Below are 17022 nucleotides of genomic sequence, written 5' to 3' on the forward strand. Positions count from 1 at the left end.
CTAGTAGGCGAACGCGAGCACGTCGTCGTCAGACGGGGCATCCGGATCCTTCGGCTTCTCGCCGAGCTCGGGGATGGCGCCGGCCACTCCGCTGCGGATGTACTTCACGAGCAGGCGAACTTCCACGACCATGAGCACGGCGTAGACAGCCGTGAGCGAGATGAGCGAGAACAGGATCTCCCCGAAGCTCACCCCCGGTGAGACAGCAGCCGCCGTGAACATGAAGACGCCGTCGATGCCCCCTGGCGTCGGATTCGGTGCAACGACGAACGGTTGTCGGCCCATCTCGGTGAAGATCCACCCAGCCGAGTTCGCGGCGAACGGCGACAGGATGCCCGCGACCGCCAGCCACATCACCCAGCGCGATCGCGGCACCGTCCCCTTTCGCGTCAGCCAGAGTGCAACGGCCGCGGCGAAGGCCGCCAGCGCGCCGAACAGGATCATCAACCGGAAGCCCCAGTACGTGACAGCCATGATCGGCACGTACGTGATCTTCTCCCCCGCCCGTGAGCCGTACAGGGGATTGTCGGGCAGGTTCGTCCCGTACTTCTTCTGATACTGCGGCACGAGTTCGTTGACGCCCTTGACGGGCTCGTTGAAGTCGCCGTTGGCGAGGAACCCGAGCACGCCGGGAATCTCGATCACGTTGACGACCCCCTTGCAGTCCTTCGAGCCGATGTCGCCGAACGCGAGCACGGAGAAGCTGGTGCCTGTGTGGCAGGCGGCCTCGGCCGACGCCATCTTCATCGGCTGCTGCACGAACATCAGCCTGGCCTGCGCGTCACCGGTGATCGCGACACCGCCGAACGCGATGATCGCGGTCACAGCGCCGATGCGCAGCGACGTGATCCACACCTTGTGGTCGAGCTTGTCGCGACCTCGGATGCTCACTGCTTCGCCCGCGATCACGCGCTTGTCCCATCCGATCGTGTCGATGCCGTCCCTGCGCCGCCGCCAGAGGTGGTACCACGCGACGCCGAGCAGCAGCGCACCACCGACGGAGAACGCGCCGAAGATCGTGTGGGTGAACGCGGCGACCGCGGTGTTGTTGCCGAGCACGGCCCAGACATCCGTCATCACGGGCCTGCCGTCAGTGAGTTTCACGCCGACGGGATGCTGCATCCACGAGTTCGCGGCGATGATGAAGTACGCCGAGACGACGGAGCCGGCGACGGCGAGCCACAGGCACGCGAGATGGATGCGCTTGGGCAGCTTGCCCCAGCCGAAGATCCACAGTCCGAGGAAGGTCGACTCCACGAAGAACGCCAGCAGAGCCTCCATAGCCAGCGGAGCACCGAACACGTCGCCGACGAACCGGCTGTACTCGCTCCACGCCAGACCGAACTGGAACTCCTGGACGATGCCGGTGGCGACGCCCATGATGAAGTTGATCAGATAGATCTTTCCCCAGAACTTGGTCATGCGGTAATAGCGCTCGTTGCCGGTGCGGTTCCACATGGTCTGCATGAGCGCGACGAGCGGGCCGAGGCCGATCGTCATCGGCACCATCCAGAAGTGATAGACGGTGGTGATGCCGAACTGCCAGCGGGCGATGAGCAGCGGATCCAGGTCGGCCGGGTGCACGGTGCCTCCGATTCGAGCGGTTCTACGCAACGTAGAATTCTACGTGCTGTAGAAAGGTCTACCACCGATGCGCGAACCTTTCTACACGAGGTAGAATCGAGGCATGGCGACGCGAACACTGACTCATCTCGGGGATCTCGAGCGCGCAGTCATGGATGTCATGTGGGACTCCCCCGACCCGCTCACGGCCACCGGCTTGCGCGACGCGCTGAACGCATCCGGAAGCCAGGGCAAGGACCTCGCCATCACCACCGTGATGACGGTGCTCTCCCGTCTGGAGGCCAAGAACTTCGTGGTGCGCGATCGGGATGCCCGTCCGCACCTGTACAGCGCAGCCATGACGCGCGAGGACCACGTGGCCGAGCTGATGCACGAGGTGCTCGGGTCGGCTTCGGATCGAGACGCCGTGCTCGCCAGGTTCGTCGGCCAGGTCACTCAACACGACGCAGAGCGACTTCGCAGGTTGCTGGACTCCTGACGATCATGCTCGCCGTCGCTGCCGCACTCGCGCTGCTCGCCGTCGCCCTGGCGTGGCCGGTTCCGGTTGCGCTCGCGAGGGCGAGCTGGCCGAGGCGGATGCCAGGAGCTGCGCTCGTGCTCTGGCAAGCGGTCGCCCTCGCCGGCGGCCTCTCGATGATCGGCTCCCTTCTCGTCTTCGGCCTCATGCCGTTCGGCGACGACCTGCTACGAGCGGCAGGAGCTTTCACCGCAGACCTGTTCGCTGGACGGCTCCCGCCGGAGGCGAACTTCCCGGAGATGTTCGCGCTGGCCGGTGCCGTGCTTCTCGGCGTTCACCTGCTGCTCAACCTGGTGCGAACGGCATGGCGGGCCGAGCGCCAGCGCCGTCACCACGCGCAACTCCTGCGGTTGCTCTCGGATCCGTTGCCGGAGCGTCCAGGAACGCGGGTGATCGACCACGCCGCCCCCGTCGCCTACTGCCTGCCCGGCGTGCCGAGAGCAGTGACCGTGCTCTCCGCCGGCCTGTTGGACCTGCTCTCCGATGACGAGCTCGCCGCGGTCGTCGCGCACGAGCGTGCGCATGTGCAGCAGCACCATCACGTGCTGCTGGTGGCGTTCAGCGCCTGGCGCAGCGCCCTGCCGTGGTTTCCGATAGCGACGCGCGCACATGACGCGGTCGGGCTGCTTGTCGAGCTGCTGGCGGATGATCAGGCAAGACGCACCGTGTCGGAACGTCACCTCTCCCGTGCCGTCGCCCGAGTGGCACTGGCGACGTCGGCATCTCGTGGCGCGGCCTCCGACGCGGCTCCGGCTCTGGGGATCGCGACGATCCCTCCTACCGCTGGTGAGTGGGCGGATGCCCGCGTCACCCGCCTCACCGACGCTACGGCGCCTGCGGCCCCCGCGCTGCGCCTCACGGTGCTGGCCAGCGCCGTCGCACTCGTGGCGGTGCCGACGCTGATGCTCCTGAGCCCTGTCGTCCGCTAGCTGCCTCGGGGCTAGCTGGGCGGGCGCCAGCTGCTTCAGCGCCAGCTCTGCTGGGTACCGGCACTCAGGTCGTGCCAGAACGCGTCGACCCGGTCGACCAGCTGCTGTCTGCTTCCGTTGTTGTCGAGCACCACGTCGGCGATCGCACGGCGGGAGTCGTCGTCCGCCTGTGCGCCGATGCGGCTCACGGCATCCGCTTCGCTCATTCCGCGGTCGGCGATCAGGCGCCTGATGCGCTCGTCACGATCGCCCTCCACGACGACGACGCGATCGAAGTGCAGCGGACGTCCTTCCGCCGCCTCGACCAGCAGCGGCACGTCGTAGACGACCACAGCATCGGGATCGGCGGCCTCCGCCGCCTCGAAACGCTCGGTGGCCGCCCGCCACACGGCAGGATGCGTGATGGCGTTGAGATCCGCGAGCGCCGCGGGGTCGCTGAACACGATCGCGCCGAGCGCCGGCCGGTTCAGGCTTCCGTCGGCGGAGATGATCTCGTCGCCGAACCGCTCGCGAACGGCCTGCAACCCGTGGGTGCCGGGCTCGACCACCTCACGAGCGAGTTCGTCCGCGTCGACGATGATCGCGCCGTGCTCGGCGAGCCGACGGGAGACTGTCGATTTGCCCGACGCGATGCCGCCGGTGAGCGCGATGACTAGCACCCTAGAAGCCTAGTGAGCGGCGGCGACGTGCCGGTACGGCGTCGGCATCGTGGTGATTGGAGAACGCAAAACGCTCCACGAGGCGGAGGCCTTGACGCCGCCGAACGCAATCACGCTCTCTGTTGACTGCGTCGCGTCGGGCGGGGACCGGCGCGTAGATATGAGAAAGGCCGGGACGCATGGTCCCGGCCTTTCTCATATCGCACTGTTATGAATTGCTGGAGAGCTTCTCGCGCAGAGCGGCGAGCGAAGCGTCATCGGCCAGCGTGCCGGCCGCTCCGGCGTCGCTCGAGTACGAGGGACCGCTGGATGCGGACTCGGCCGTCGTGGCCTCCTCTTCCAGCCCCTTGGCGACCTGCTTCTTGTGGGCCTCCCAGCGAGCCTGAGCCGCTGCGTAGTCCAGCTCCCACTTCTCGCGCTGAGTGTCGGAGCCTTCGGTCCACTCGCCGGTCTCGGGGTCGAAGCCCTCGGGGTACTTGTAGTTGCCCTGGTCGTCGTACTCCGTGAGCATGCCGTAGAGCGCCGGGTCGAACTCGCTGCCCTCGGGGTCGACGCCCTCGTTCGCCTGCTTGAGCGACAGGGAGATGCGGCGACGCTCCAGGTCGATGTCGATGACCTTGACGAAGACCTCTTCGCCGACCGACACGACCTGCTCGGCGAGCTCGACGTGCTTTCCGGACAGCTCGGAGATGTGAACGAGACCCTCGATGCCGTCTGCGACACGCACGAAGGCACCGAACGGAACCAATTTCGTGACCTTGCCAGGTGCGAACTGACCGATCGCGTGCGTGCGGGCGAAGACCTGCCACGGGTCTTCCTGCGTCGCCTTGAGCGAGAGAGAGACACGCTCGCGGTCGAGCTCGACGGAGAGCACCTCCACGGTGACCTCCTGGCCGACCTCGACGACCTCGCTGGCGTGCTCGATGTGCTTCCACGAGAGCTCGGAGACGTGCACCAGACCGTCGACGCCACCGAGATCGACGAACGCGCCGAAGTTGACGATCGACGAGACGACGCCCTTGCGAACCTGGCCCGGGTGGAGGTTCGCCAGGAAGGTCGAACGGCTCTCGGACTGGGTCTGCTCGAGCAGTGCACGGCGGGACAGGACCACGTTGTTGCGGTTCTTGTCGAGCTCGAGGATCTTCGCCTCGATCTCCTGGCCGAGGTACGGCGTCAGATCGCGTACGCGGCGCAACTCGATCAGGGATGCCGGCAGGAAGCCACGCAGTCCGATGTCGACGATCAGGCCGCCCTTGACGACCTCGATGACCGAACCGGTCACGACGCCATCGGCTTCCTTGATCTTCTCCACGTCGCCCCACGCGCGCTCGTACTGCGCGCGCTTCTTGGAGAGGATGAGGCGGCCTTCTTTGTCTTCCTTCTGAAGAACAAGGGCCTCGACGGTGTCGCCGACGCCGACGACCTCGCTGGGGTCGACATCGTGCTTGATGGAAAGTTCGCGGGAGGGGATCACACCCTCCGTCTTGTAACCGACGTCGAGGAGAACCTCGTCGCGGTCGATCTTCACGACGGTGCCTTCGATGAGGTCACCATCGTTGAAGAACTTCAGTGTCTTCTCGACCGCGGCAAGAAAATCTTCAGCAGAGCCGATGTCGTTGATCGCGACCTGCTTGGTTGCCTTGTCGGTCGTTGCGGTTGTCATTGAGTGGTTACTCCAGTGTGGACATGAGTCAGGCCCGGCAGATTGTGCTTTTGGTGGTATTGGTTCGTGCTGTCCGCCGAGCAGGCGAATGGGAACGTCACAAAAGTGACTCTCCAGACTACCGTCTTGCGGCATCCACACGCAACAACGCCGGGTGGGGCGCCGCTATTCCGGCCACCCACCCGGCGGATCGCCGCTCAGCCGAGCAGCGCGGTCTTCAGGGTGTCGAGTCCGACGCCGCCGATGTCGAGTGCCTTCTTGTGGAAGGCCTTGATGTCGAAGGATGCGCCCTCACGACGCTGATACTCGTCGCGGATCTGTTCCCAGATGCGCTGCCCGATCTTGTACGAAGGGGCCTGGCCGGGCCAGCCCAGGTAGCGGTTCACCTCGAAGCGCACGAATCCGTCATTCATGTTGACGTTCTGGCCGAGGAAGTCGAACGCGTAGTCGCCGGTCCACACGCCCTGGCCATCGGGGCGCTGCTTCCCGAGGTGCACGCCGATGTCGAGCACGACGCGTGCCGCGCGCATCCGCTGCCCGTCGAGCATGCCGAGCCGGTCGGCCGGGTCGTCGAGGTAGCCGAGCTGCTCCATGAGCCGCTCTGCGTACAGCGCCCAGCCCTCAGCGTGTCCGGACGTGCCCGCGAAGCGGCGCCAGGTGTTCAGCTGAGCCTTGTTGTACGTGGCGGTCCCGATCTGCAGGTGATGGCCGGGGACGCCCTCGTGGTACACGGTGGTCAGCTCGCGCCAGGTGTCGAACTCGGTGACGCCCTCCGGAACGCTCCACCACATGCGGCCCGGGCGCGAGAAGTCGTCTGCAGGGCCTGTGTAGTAGATGCCGCCCTCTTGCGTCGGGGCGATCATGCACTCGAGTCTTCTGATGGGTTCCGGGATGTCGAAGTGCGTCTTGCCGAGCTCTGCGACGGCGCGGTCGCTTGTTTCCTGCATCCAGCGCTGCAGGGCGTCCGTTCCGTGCAGTTTGCGGGATGTGTCGCCGTCGAGGAACTCGATCGCCTCCGCGACCGAGGCGCCCGGCTTGATCTCCCTGGCGATCGCCTCTTGTTCGACGACCATGCGGCGCAGTTCTTCGACACCCCATTCGTAGGTCTCGTCGAGGTCGACCGTGGCGCCGAGGAAGCTGCGGGACGCGAGCGAGTAGATCTCGCGGCCGACGGCATCCTGCTCGGGGGCGTGCACGGCCAGCTCGTCGTCGAGGAAGACCGACAACTCGCCATAGGCCGCAGCGGCTTGCGCGGCACCCTTCTCGAGGTCCTTCTTCAACGAGTCGGGGAGCTCGCCCTCCGCTGAGCGTGCCGTGCCGGCGAACTCGTAGAAGAATCCGTTCGGCGCGAGCTGCTTGTCGGCCTGGATGATGCCCTCTCGCACCTGACGGATCGCAGGGACCCTGCCCGACTGGATGCCGGCACGCAGGGTCGCGATGTAGCCCCGCATGGCGCCGGGCAGGTTGTGCAGGCGAGTGGCGATGGCCTCCCAGTCGCCGACGGTGGCAGTCGGTGAGATGTCGAAGATCTCGCGCAGCTGCTGCTCGGGCGAGGCGATGACGTTCAGATCGCGCTGCTCGAAGCCGGCGTCGTGCTTCTCCAGCTCGAGACGAAGCTCCCTCGTGAGATCGAGCTTGGTGATCGTGTCGACCTCGTCGACGGGTTCGGCCGCCTCGATGCGCGACAGGGCGGCGGCCGTCGCTTCGGAAGCCTTCTCGTGCCCTTCCGGCGAGTAGTCGGCGTACTCCCCCTCGCGTCCCGGCCTGCCGAGATACACGTGGAACTCGGGGAAGATTTCGAGTTGGGTGTCGATCCAGTCTTCGGCGATCTGGTCGATGGGTGTGGGGGTTCGCTGTTGTTCCGAGCTCATCCTTCGAGCCTATTGGGCGACGACCGCCAGATCGAGAGGGATTCGCACGTGATGGCCGTTGCTTCGGGTCAGTGCGCCGCAGCGTCCCAGTTCTTGCCGCGCCCGACCTGCACGGTCAGGGGCACGCGCAGGTCGGCCGCCGTGGACATCCGTCCGGAGACGATCGTCGCGAGCGTGTCCCACTCCCCCTCAGAGACCTCGAAGATGAGCTCGTCGTGCACCTGCAGCAGCATGCGCGAGGTCAGGCCGTGTTCGCGCATGTCGGAGTCGATGCCGATCATCGCGATCTTCATGATGTCGGCGGCCGATCCCTGGATGGGAGCGTTGAGGGCCGCGCGCTCCGCGTTGTCGCGCAGCACGCGGTTGGTGCTCGAGAGTTCGGGGAACGGACGCCTTCTGCCGAAGAGCGTCTCGGTGTAGCCGTCGACGCGTGCCTTCTCGACCACATCGCGCAGGTAGTCGCGCACGGCGCCGAATCGGGCGAAGTAGTCGGTCATCAGCTGCCTGGCCTCTGCGGTCTCGATGCGCAGCTGCTTGGAGAGCCCGAACGCGCTCAGTCCGTATGCCAGGCCGTACGACATCGCCTTGACCTTCGTGCGCATGACCGGGGTGACGTCCTGCGGCTCGACACCGAAGATGCGGGCGCCGACGAATCGGTGCAGGTCCTCGCCGGCGTTGAACGCCTCGATCAGGCCGGCGTCTTCACTGAGGTGCGCCATGATGCGCATCTCGATCTGCGAGTAGTCGGCGGTGAGCAGCGTCTCGAAGCCGTCACCACTGACGAAGGCCGACCTGATCTGCTTTCCGACCTCCGTGCGCACCGGGATGTTCTGCAGGTTCGGGTCGTTGGACGAAATGCGGCCCGTCGATGTGCCGGTCTGGTCGTACGTGGTGTGGATGCGCCCGTCGGAGCGCACGGACTTCTCCAGCGTCTCGATGATCTGCTTGAGCTTCGTGGCGTCGCGATGCTGCAGCAGCAGGTCGAGGAACGGATGCGGATTCTTCTCCTGCAGGTCGGCGAGCGATCCGGCATCCGTGGAGTATCCGGTCTTCGTCGAGCGCGTCTTCGGCATGCCGAGCTCGTCGAAGAGCACCTGCTGCAGCTGCTTGGGCGAGCCGAGGTTCACCTCGTGCCCGATCTCCGTGTAGGCGGCCTGAGCGAGGCCGTCCGCTCTGACCGTGAGCTCCTCGCGCTGAGATCGAAGGATGTCCGCATCGATCGCGACTCCGCTCGCCTCCATACGCGAGAGCACGCCGGTCACCGGCAGCTCGATGTCGACCAGCACTCCCCGCGTGCCCTCTTCCAGACCGGCGGAGACCGCATCGACGACGCGATGCACGTACCAGGCCTCGGTGGCGACGCCGACCGGTTCGACCTCGGGCACGAGCTGAGTCGGATCGGACTGCGGCATCTTCTCGCCCAGCACCTCGTACACCTGATCGGCGAGCGACGTTGCCGAGCGATTGGGGTTCACCAGCCAGATCGCGATCCGCGCGTCGAAGGCGAGCCCGCCGAGCTCGATTCCGACTGCGGCGAGGGCCTTCAGCTGGTTCTTGGCGTCGTAGAACTGCTTGGGCGAATCGGAAGCCAGCCATCGCTCGAGCGCGACATCCACAGTGCCGCCGTTCACGGCGATGAGTGCGGATGTCTCGGCGGTGGAGAGCCCGACGCCGCTGACGACTCCTGCCGAGAGGTCGAGCTGCACCGAGACGGGGCGTGAGCCGTCAGCGGATGCCGCTGCGAGCCATCCGCTCAGCTCGTCGCCTGCCAGCTCGCGCACCTCAGGCGCGCGCACCTCGTCGATCTCGGCGCCGGTCACCACCCCCGTGTCGGAGCCGTCGCCGTCGATCAGCTTGAAGACGCGCTCGAGGAGCGTGCGGAACTCGAGGCGGGCGAACACGTCGCGCACCGCCTGCTCGTTCATCGGCTTGCGGTCGAGATCGGCCGGAGCGTAGGGAAGCTCCAGATCGCGCACCAACTGGTTCAGCCGTCGGTTGCGCAGCGCCTTCTCGTGCTGGTCGCGCAGGTTCTGACCGACAACGCCCTTGATCTCGTCGGCGTGCTCGACGAGGTTCTGCACCGTGCCGTACTGCAGCACCCACTTCACCGCCGTCTTCTCGCCCACCTTGTCGATGCCCGGCAGATTGTCGCTCGTCTCGCCGACGAGTGCCGCGACCTCCGGATACTTCTCCGGCGGGATGCCGTACCGCTCGAGAACGGCCTCGCGGTCGTACCGCTTGAGTTCGGAGACGCCACGAACGTTCGGGTAGAGCAGCGTCACGTCGTCGTCGACGAGCTGGATGGTGTCCCGGTCGCCTGAGACGACGAGCACCCGGAAGCCCTGCTGCGCCCCTTCGGCCGCGAGGGTCGCGAGAATGTCATCCGCCTCGAAGTTCTCCTTTTCGAGGATCGGGATGTTCATCGCCCGCAACGCCTCTTGCAGCAGCGGGATCTGCCCGGAGAACTCGGGTGGTGTCGCGCCGCGGGTTCCCTTGTACTCGGCGTATTCGTCGGTGCGGAAGGAGTGCCGCGAGATGTCGAATGCGACGGCGAGGTGCGTCGGACGCTCGTTCTGGAGCAGCAGAAGAAGCATCGAGAGGAATCCGTGGATGGCGTTGGTGTGCTGCCCGTCACGCGTGGTGAAACTGTCTACCGGGAGCGCGTAGAACGCCCGGAATGCCAGCGAATGGCCGTCGATGATGAGGAGGGTAGGCTTTTCCGAGTCCGACACGCCTGACAGCCTACAAGCGGCCTCGGACACCGGATTCCGGCCTCGACCAGCGCACAGGAGCACCATGTCAACCACCGGTGAAACGGACTCGGCAGCCGACGCTCTCGCTTATGTCAAGGAGCGGGGCATGGGCGCCCTGGCAACCAAGATGGGCATCGAGATGGTCGAGTTCACCGTCGACCGTGCGGTCGCCACGATGCCTGTCGAAGGCAACACTCAACCGGCCGATCTTCTCCACGGTGGGGCGTATGTGGTGCTCGGCGAGTCACTCGGATCGATGGCCGCCAACCTGTGGGCAGGGCAGGGACGCCTCGCCGTCGGCATCGAGATCAACGCCACTCACACCCGATCGGCGACGAGCGGAATCGTCACCGCCGTGTGCACGCCGATCCACCTGGGTCGCACGCTGACGACCCACGAAATCGTCGTGACAGATGACCGGGGACGCCGCTGCTCCACGATCCGCATCACGAACCTGATCAAGGACGCTCGCTAGACCCAGTGGTTCCCTGAGCGTCAGTTCCCTCAGCGTCAGTTCCGTGAGCGAGCGAAGCGTGTCGAAGGGCAGCTACTTCTTCGATGCGAGCTGGTCGATGATCGCCTTCGCGACGTCGTGCATGGTGAGGCGACGGTCCATGGATGCCTTCTGGATCCACCGGAACGCCTCCGGCTCCGACAGACCCATCTTCTCGTTGAGCAGTCCCTTTGCGCGGTCGACGAGCTTGCGGGTCTCGAAGCGCTCGTTGAGGTCACCGACCTCCGCCTCGAGCGCGATGATCTGCGCGTAACGGGCGAGAGCGATCTCGATCGCCGGGAGAAGGTCGTTCGGCGTGAACGGCTTGACGACATAGGCGAGAGCCCCGGCTTCGGTGGCCCGCTCGACGAGTTCCTTCTGGCTGAACGCGGTGAGCAGCACGACGGGGGCGATGTGGTTCTTGGAGAGACGCTCGGCAGCCGAGATGCCGTCGAGCTGCGGCATCTTGACATCCATGATCACGAGATCGGGGCGCAACTCGGTGGCCAACGCGACGGCGGTCTCGCCGTCACCGGCCTCGCCGACGACTTCGAACCCGTTGTCTCGCAGGATCTCGACGATGTCGAGGCGGATCAAGGATTCGTCTTCCGCAACGACTACGCGACGCGGTGCGGAGGTGTTTTCAGTGTCGGTCACGGTCATCAAGCCTACGGTATGGGCGATTGAGGTGAGAGGGACGTGAGCTCGCTCGCGGATCCGAGCCGATTGAGTCCGTGAGTGCCCTCCGGGCACGATATTGTTGGCTCGGCACCTGGAGGCCGGTGTGGCGGAATGGCAGACGCGGAGCACTCAAAATGCTTTGTTCGAAAGGACGTGTGGGTTCGAGTCCCACCACCGGCACCACGTGAAAGGGATCGGCCCCGATGGGGTCGGTCCCAGACCACTCACGATGCGTCGAGCATCGCGGCGACGAGAGATCCCCGCCTCCAGCCGAGCCGGATGCTGCTGGTCGCCGCGGCCAGTTCGCGAATGCTGGTGCGCCTGGACCGTTCATCGGCTCATGGCTGCAGCTTCTCGGACTCGCTGTGTCCCTTATCGCAGCAGTCGTCGCAATAGTCCAGGCGGCACAGAGGCGGCCGCTCTGGTGAGGCGGCCGCACGCACAATCGGCGCGACCTCGGACTCCGGCGTTACTCTCGACCGCAACGCGCACACGCGCACGACGACACGAGCAAGGAGCGTCCTCATGACAGACAAGACCCCGCGCGAAGAGGAGATCGAGAAGGAAGAGGAGCGCAAGGAGGCCGAGAAGAGGCGCCTCGAGCAGGAGGAGGAGCGCCGCCTCGAGTGACGGCATCCGCCTGCTCGCATGAGCGCACCTGACGCCCACGCCTTACGCCGCGCCCTGTGCGCCGCCTATGTTGTCGGTATCGACAACGGTGCCCCCGAACGGGGGTGAACGAGAGGTGGGCATAGATGTTGCATCCCTGGAAGTCGGTTCGCTCATCGAGTGGACATTCCCGACGACGTGGAGCCGCGGCTGTCGCGGCGGCCGCCGCACTCGCACTGGGCCTCACCCTCGTCGGTGCGAGTGGGGCGCAGGCGTTCCCTGGCGGCGGCGCGGGGTGGCATGGTGGGCATGACTCGCAGCTGACGCCGCGCACGGAGTTCACGATGGCGCCCGACGGATCGAGTGGCGCGACGCAGGGCGGCGACGGCATCCCGAACATCGACGTGGTCAAGAAGACGATCGCGACCTACTACGGCGACCCGGGTACGGGCATCTCGAACAAGCAGAGTTCGCCGTACATCAGTCAAATGAACGGGATCATCGCCAAGGCGACTGCCCAGTTGAAGCCCGCCTACGACGAGGCGATCGCGAAGGGTGAGAAGCCGGCGATCGTGTTCGACGCCGACGACACCACACTGTGGACGTACGACATGGAAGTCGGCGACATGCACTTCAATTACAGCCCGGCGGAACAGGATGTCTGGGTGCAGGGCGAGAAGTTCCCAGCTGTCCCGGCAATGGTCGGCTTCGTCAACACGGCGTCCGCGATGGGCTACACGGTGTTCGGCCTGACCGGTCGCAACGACGACCAGAAGGCGGCGACGCTCGAGAACCTGAAGAACGACGGCTACTCCGCGTTCACGTCAGACGACTTCTACACGAAGTGGACGGGCAAGGGAGCCTCGCAGCAGCCGTCGTACATCACGTGCGCGACGTCGAGCTGCACGACAGTGGAGTACAAGGCGCTGACACGCAAGCACATCGAGAAGGACCTCGGCTACACGATCACCCTCAACGCGGGCGACCAGTGGTCGGACCTGCAGGGCGGCTTCGCCGACAGAATCCTGAAGCTGCCGAACCCGACGTATTACCTGCCATCCCCTGATCTGCCAGGCGTGTCCGAGCCGAAGCTGGCACCGCGCACGCACTTCACGATGAAGGCCGACGGCACGAGCGGTGCGACGCAGGGCGGTGACGGCATTCCGAACATCGATTCCGTGAAGTCGACGATCGCCACCTACTACGGCGACCCTGGCACCGGCATCTCGAACAAGCAGAGCTCGCCCTACATCAGCGAGATGAACCGCATCGCGGCCGCCAAGCTGCCGACGATCGCAGCCCAGTGCCGCATCGAGAAGATGCTGCACAAGAATCCTGCCGTCGTGTTCGACGCTGACGACACCACGTTGTGGACCTACGACATGGAGGTCGGCGACATGCACTTCAACTACAACCCGACCGAACAGGATGTCTGGGTGCAGGGAGAGAAGTTCCCAGCGACGCCGGCGATGGTGACCCTCGAGAAGGCCGTGCAGAAGTCCGGCTGCACCGTGATCGGCCTCACAGGCCGTAACGACGACCAGAAGAAGGCGACGCTGACCAACCTTGCGAACGTCGGCTACACCGGCTTCACGTCGGCGAACTACTACACGAAGTGGACGGGTGTCGGTGCGTCGCAGCAGCCGTCGTACATCCACTGCGCTGCGGCGAGCTGCACCACGATCGAGTACAAGTCGCAGACGAGGGCGCACGTCGAGTCGCGCTCAGGCGGCAGGTACGACGTCGTGGCGAACTTCGGCGACCAGTTCAGCGACCTGATCGGCGGTCACGCCGACCGCACGATCAAGCTGCCGAATCCCACGTATTACCTTCCCTGATCCCCGATGCCGGCGTGCGGACGCCGCCTGAACGGATGTCGACGGCCCGGTGCGCGCTCAGCGCCCGGGCCGTCGGCGTGTGAAAGCAGCGAACGAGTCGACGTGCGCCACGCTGTCGACAGTGGTATCGGCGACCGGAGGAGAGTCCCATGGACTGGGCGGTGTTGGCGGATTTCGGTACCGCGATCGGCACCTTGGTGCTCGCTGTGGCGACGTTCACGGCGACCAGGTCGGCGAACCGTTCCGCACGGCTTGCCGAGCGAGCGCTGCTCGAAGGGCTTCGCCCGTTACTGCTTCCATCGAGCTTCGGTGACGAGACGCAGAAGGTTCGGTTCATGGACGGCCGCTGGCTCAGCGTGAGGGGCGGCCGCGCGAGCATGCAGGTCGACGCCTCGACGGTCGCGCTCGTACTCTCCGTGCGCAACGTCGGCTCCGGCCTGGCCGTGCTGCACGGCTGGAGCATCCCTGACGATCCGTTGGCAGCACCGGCTGATCCGGTGGACTTCCGTCGGCTCGCGCGTGACATCTACGTCTCGACCAACTTCGTGGGTTTCGTGCAGGTGGCGATCCGGGACCCCCAGTCCGTCGCATATCGCACGGTCGTCGATCGAGTGCGTCGCGACGACTTCGTGCTCGTCGACGTGCTGTACGGCGACGCCGAAGGAAGCCAGCGGGTGATCAGCCGATTCAGCGTCTCGAAGGGACCGGCGGAGCATCCGACAGACGAGGCGGAATACTTCGTCACGGTGTCCAGGCACTGGAATATCGACCAACCGGCCCCGCGTACCTGAACGACGCCACCGGTGTTCGCCGTGGCGGTAGTCTGCACACCATGTCAGAAGCCCCCGCATCGACGGCTGAGCCGTCGTCGTCCGCAGAGCAGCCACGGGCATCCGTCGCCGCTCCCGCCGCGAAGCCGGCGAACCTCCCGTTGTCGAAACGCCCGATCGACATTCTGTTCCTGGTGATCTTCTCGGCGTTCATCATCACGTGCATCATCAGCGACTCCGTCGAAGGACTCGGCCTCGACCAGGTGAAGGACTCCCCCAATCTCCTGGTGCAGTGGAACTACTGGTACGCGTCGAACTTCGATCCGCTGTACCAGTCGCACCCGGTCTGGCTGCGCTTCATCAGCGGGACCTCGGCCTTCGTCTACGTGGCGTTCTACGTTCTGCTGATCATCTCGATCGTGCGCAAGTGGAACTGGATCCAGCTGCCCAGCGTCATCTACGCGACGATGATCATCGCCCTGACGGGCATCCCGATCTTCGGCGTCGAGTTCTTCGGCTCCGCCGCGGAGCGCACCCCGAACCCCGGTATGTTCCTGGCGTTCAACCTGCCGTACATCGTGTTCCCGCTGCTGCTCCTGATCAGGATGCGCAAGCCGCTCCCCTTCACGCGCGCATTCTGAGCTGTCGCGAACAGCAGACGACCCGGATGCCTCGTCGTGGGCATCCGGGTCGCTTCGTGTTAGAGCGCGTATCGGCTACGCGAAGACCTTCACGCCGTTCACGAGTTTGAACGTCGGCGCGATCATGATGGCGAAGAACGGCACGATGATGCGCAGGAAATAGACAAGCGGCACGATGTGCGCGAAGTCCCCGAGCGCGAAGCCGGCGACGGCGATGAGGCCGAACAACAGCGCGAGCCCGAAACCCTTCACGGTCGCGAGGAACGGCGTTGCGACCCCGATGCTGGCGATCACGATGCCGACGTCGACGATGAACGGCTGCCATGCGCCCGCGTTGCCCAGCGCGACGCCGGCGACGATCCAAGCTGCGATGGCGACGAGCCAGAACAATACGAACACGGCACCGGCGATGCGCTTGTCGAGTTCACCCTTCGGCGGTCGAGCGGTCATCTTCGAGTAATCCTTCCGAAGGCGTGAGTGTCCATCACGGGACTGGTGTCTTGCCGGGCGAAGCGCCCGGTGTCGATAGTACTCGTCGCGCGGGCGGCGCTTCGTGCGGACCGGCGCACCAGACCATAACGTGGAGGGCATGTATCTCAGCTACGTCGCGATCGGGGACAGTTTCACCGAGGGAGTCGGAGACGATCTGCCCGATGGCCGCGTTCGCGGCTGGGCCGACCTGGTCGCATCCGGTCTCGCTGCCGCGGCCAACGAGCCCGTGCTGTACGCCAACCTGGCGATCCGCGGCCGCAAGCTGGGCCCGATCGTCGGCGAGCAGCTCGACGCGGCCATCGCGATGGGTCCCGAACTGCTCAGCATCAACGGCGGAGGCAACGACATCATGCGGCCGCGGGTGTCGGTCGACGACGTCGCAGCGCAGACAGCGGATGCCGTCGGCAAAGCGATCGACGCCGGCATCCACGTGCTGCTGCTCAGCGGAGCGAACCCGAGCGACAACCTGCCGGGTGGTAAGACCATCCAGCGACGCGGCGACGAGCTCGCCGTTCGCGTGCGCGCCATCGTTCCTGACACCGGTGTCACGTTCGTCGACAACTTCGCCGATCCGGTGCTGCGCGATCTGCGCTTCTGGTCGCTCGATCGGCTGCACCTGAACGCGTTCGGCCACGCCCACGTCGCCTCGAACGTTCTCACCGCCCTCGGCGTGCCGGTTCCCGTCGAGTGGCGCGTCGAGGAGATCGCGGCACAACCCGCACTCGGGCGTAGGGCGCCGTCGCTCGCCTACTACCGTGAATACGTGCTGCCGTGGATCGGCCGGCGGCTGACGGGGCGGTCCTCCGGCGACGGACGCAGTCCCAAATCCGCAGAGCTGACGCCGGTCGATCCGGATATCGTCGTCTGAGAGGGGGCGGGTCGGATGATCTTCTCGGATCGAACGGATGCCGGCTCCCGCCTTGCCGCTGCCTGTCGCGATCGCGCCGCTGCGTGGCCTCGCGCCGTGGTGCTGGGCATTCCGCGAGGAGGGGTGCCGGTCGCCGCTCCCGTCGCACGAGCCCTGAACGCCCCGCTCGACGTGATCATCGTGCGCAAGCTCGGCCTGCCGCTCAACGAGGAGGTCGCGATGGGCGCGATCGGCGAGGGCGTACGTGTGCTCGACGACGGCCTCATCAGGGCGATGGGTGTCACCGACGAGCAGTTGGCGAAGGTGGAGGAACGCGAGAGCGCGGAACTGGAGCGACGCACTCAGCGATATCGCGATGTCAGGCATCCCGTCGAACTCGCGGGTGCGACGGCGATCGTCGTCGACGACGGCGTGGCGACGGGGGCGACCGCACGGGCGGCGTGCGCTGTCGCGCGGGCGCAGGGGGCGGCATCCGTCGTGCTGGCGGTACCCGTCGCACCACCGGATTGGGCACCGCAACCCGGCGTCGACGCCGACGAGTTCATCTGCGTCGCCAGACCGGAGCGATTCATGGCGATCGGCCAGTGGTACGGCGACTTCAGCCAGACGAGCGACGCCGAGGTGCGCAGGCTGCTCGGCCTGCTCGAGTGAACG

The 17022-nt window shown here is 65.8% G+C and carries 15 protein-coding genes and 1 tRNA gene; 9 read left to right on the plus strand and 7 right to left on the minus strand.

Going from position 1 to position 17022, the window contains the following annotated elements:
- Nucleotides 1-1569: a cytochrome ubiquinol oxidase subunit I gene (locus tag MJ603_RS07220; protein ID WP_243063300.1), complete on the minus strand. Its 1569-nt coding sequence runs from the start codon at nucleotides 1567-1569 to the stop codon at nucleotides 1-3.
- Between the two features lie 133 nt (nucleotides 1570-1702).
- On the opposite strand from MJ603_RS07220, the gene MJ603_RS07225 reads away from it, so the two are divergent.
- Complete coding sequence (locus MJ603_RS07225; protein WP_279239020.1) at nucleotides 1703-2062, plus strand: BlaI/MecI/CopY family transcriptional regulator; 360 nt, start codon at nucleotides 1703-1705, stop codon at nucleotides 2060-2062.
- A 5-nt stretch (nucleotides 2063-2067) separates the two neighbouring features.
- The gene (locus tag MJ603_RS07230) at nucleotides 2068-3030 is read left to right on the plus strand and encodes a M56 family metallopeptidase (protein WP_243063019.1); all 963 of its coding nucleotides are present in this window, start codon (nucleotides 2068-2070) and stop codon (nucleotides 3028-3030) included.
- Between the two features lie 35 nt (nucleotides 3031-3065).
- Here MJ603_RS07230 and coaE read toward each other — a convergent pair whose 3' ends face one another.
- From coaE to polA, 4 genes are all read right to left on the minus strand, one after another.
- Nucleotides 3066-3689, minus strand: coding sequence for a dephospho-CoA kinase (gene coaE, locus MJ603_RS07235; RefSeq protein WP_243063020.1), 624 nt, complete (start codon nucleotides 3687-3689; stop codon nucleotides 3066-3068).
- A 208-nt stretch (nucleotides 3690-3897) separates the two neighbouring features.
- Nucleotides 3898-5352 (minus strand): 30S ribosomal protein S1, encoded by a 1455-nt coding sequence (rpsA, locus tag MJ603_RS07240; protein WP_243063021.1) that lies wholly within the window; start codon nucleotides 5350-5352, stop codon nucleotides 3898-3900.
- Nucleotides 5353-5549: 197 nt separating this feature from the next.
- Nucleotides 5550-7223: a DUF885 domain-containing protein gene (locus MJ603_RS07245; protein WP_243063022.1), complete on the minus strand. Its 1674-nt coding sequence runs from the start codon at nucleotides 7221-7223 to the stop codon at nucleotides 5550-5552.
- A gap of 68 nt (nucleotides 7224-7291) precedes the next feature.
- Nucleotides 7292-9955 (minus strand): DNA polymerase I, encoded by a 2664-nt coding sequence (gene polA / locus MJ603_RS07250; protein WP_243063023.1) that lies wholly within the window; start codon nucleotides 9953-9955, stop codon nucleotides 7292-7294.
- A gap of 64 nt (nucleotides 9956-10019) precedes the next feature.
- Here polA and MJ603_RS07255 point away from each other — a divergent pair, with 64 nt between their 5' ends.
- The gene (locus MJ603_RS07255; RefSeq protein WP_243063024.1) at nucleotides 10020-10451 is read left to right on the plus strand and encodes a hotdog fold thioesterase; all 432 of its coding nucleotides are present in this window, start codon (nucleotides 10020-10022) and stop codon (nucleotides 10449-10451) included.
- A gap of 72 nt (nucleotides 10452-10523) precedes the next feature.
- Here MJ603_RS07255 and MJ603_RS07260 read toward each other — a convergent pair whose 3' ends face one another.
- Complete coding sequence (locus MJ603_RS07260; protein WP_243063025.1) at nucleotides 10524-11126, minus strand: ANTAR domain-containing response regulator; 603 nt, start codon at nucleotides 11124-11126, stop codon at nucleotides 10524-10526.
- 121 nt (nucleotides 11127-11247) lie between these two features.
- Here MJ603_RS07260 and MJ603_RS07265 point away from each other — a divergent pair.
- From MJ603_RS07265 to MJ603_RS07280, 4 genes are all read left to right on the plus strand, one after another.
- A tRNA-Leu gene (locus tag MJ603_RS07265) sits at nucleotides 11248-11333 on the plus strand.
- 572 nt (nucleotides 11334-11905) lie between these two features.
- Nucleotides 11906-13597, plus strand: coding sequence for an HAD family acid phosphatase (locus MJ603_RS07270; RefSeq protein WP_243063026.1), 1692 nt, complete (start codon nucleotides 11906-11908; stop codon nucleotides 13595-13597).
- Nucleotides 13598-13746: 149 nt separating this feature from the next.
- Nucleotides 13747-14388, plus strand: a complete 642-nt coding sequence (locus MJ603_RS07275) for a hypothetical protein (RefSeq protein ID WP_243063027.1) — start codon at nucleotides 13747-13749, stop codon at nucleotides 14386-14388.
- Nucleotides 14389-14429: 41 nt separating this feature from the next.
- Nucleotides 14430-15008, plus strand: a complete 579-nt coding sequence (locus tag MJ603_RS07280) for an emopamil-binding family protein (protein WP_243063028.1) — start codon at nucleotides 14430-14432, stop codon at nucleotides 15006-15008.
- A 75-nt stretch (nucleotides 15009-15083) separates the two neighbouring features.
- On the opposite strand, the gene MJ603_RS07285 is transcribed toward MJ603_RS07280, so the two are convergent.
- Nucleotides 15084-15458: a hypothetical protein gene (locus MJ603_RS07285; RefSeq protein WP_243063029.1), complete on the minus strand. Its 375-nt coding sequence runs from the start codon at nucleotides 15456-15458 to the stop codon at nucleotides 15084-15086.
- 139 nt (nucleotides 15459-15597) lie between these two features.
- On the opposite strand from MJ603_RS07285, the gene MJ603_RS07290 reads away from it, so the two are divergent.
- Together MJ603_RS07290 and MJ603_RS07295 are read left to right on the plus strand one after the other, a co-directional pair.
- Nucleotides 15598-16368, plus strand: a complete 771-nt coding sequence (locus tag MJ603_RS07290; RefSeq protein WP_243063030.1) for an SGNH/GDSL hydrolase family protein — start codon at nucleotides 15598-15600, stop codon at nucleotides 16366-16368.
- Nucleotides 16369-16383: 15 nt separating this feature from the next.
- Nucleotides 16384-17019 (plus strand): phosphoribosyltransferase, encoded by a 636-nt coding sequence (locus tag MJ603_RS07295; protein WP_243063031.1) that lies wholly within the window; start codon nucleotides 16384-16386, stop codon nucleotides 17017-17019.
- Nucleotides 17020-17022: the final 3 nt, after the last annotated feature.

Origin of the sequence: Humibacter sp. RRB41 (genome assembly GCF_022761015.1) — a bacterium.
Classification (GTDB): Bacteria; Actinomycetota; Actinomycetes; order Actinomycetales; family Microbacteriaceae; genus Humibacter.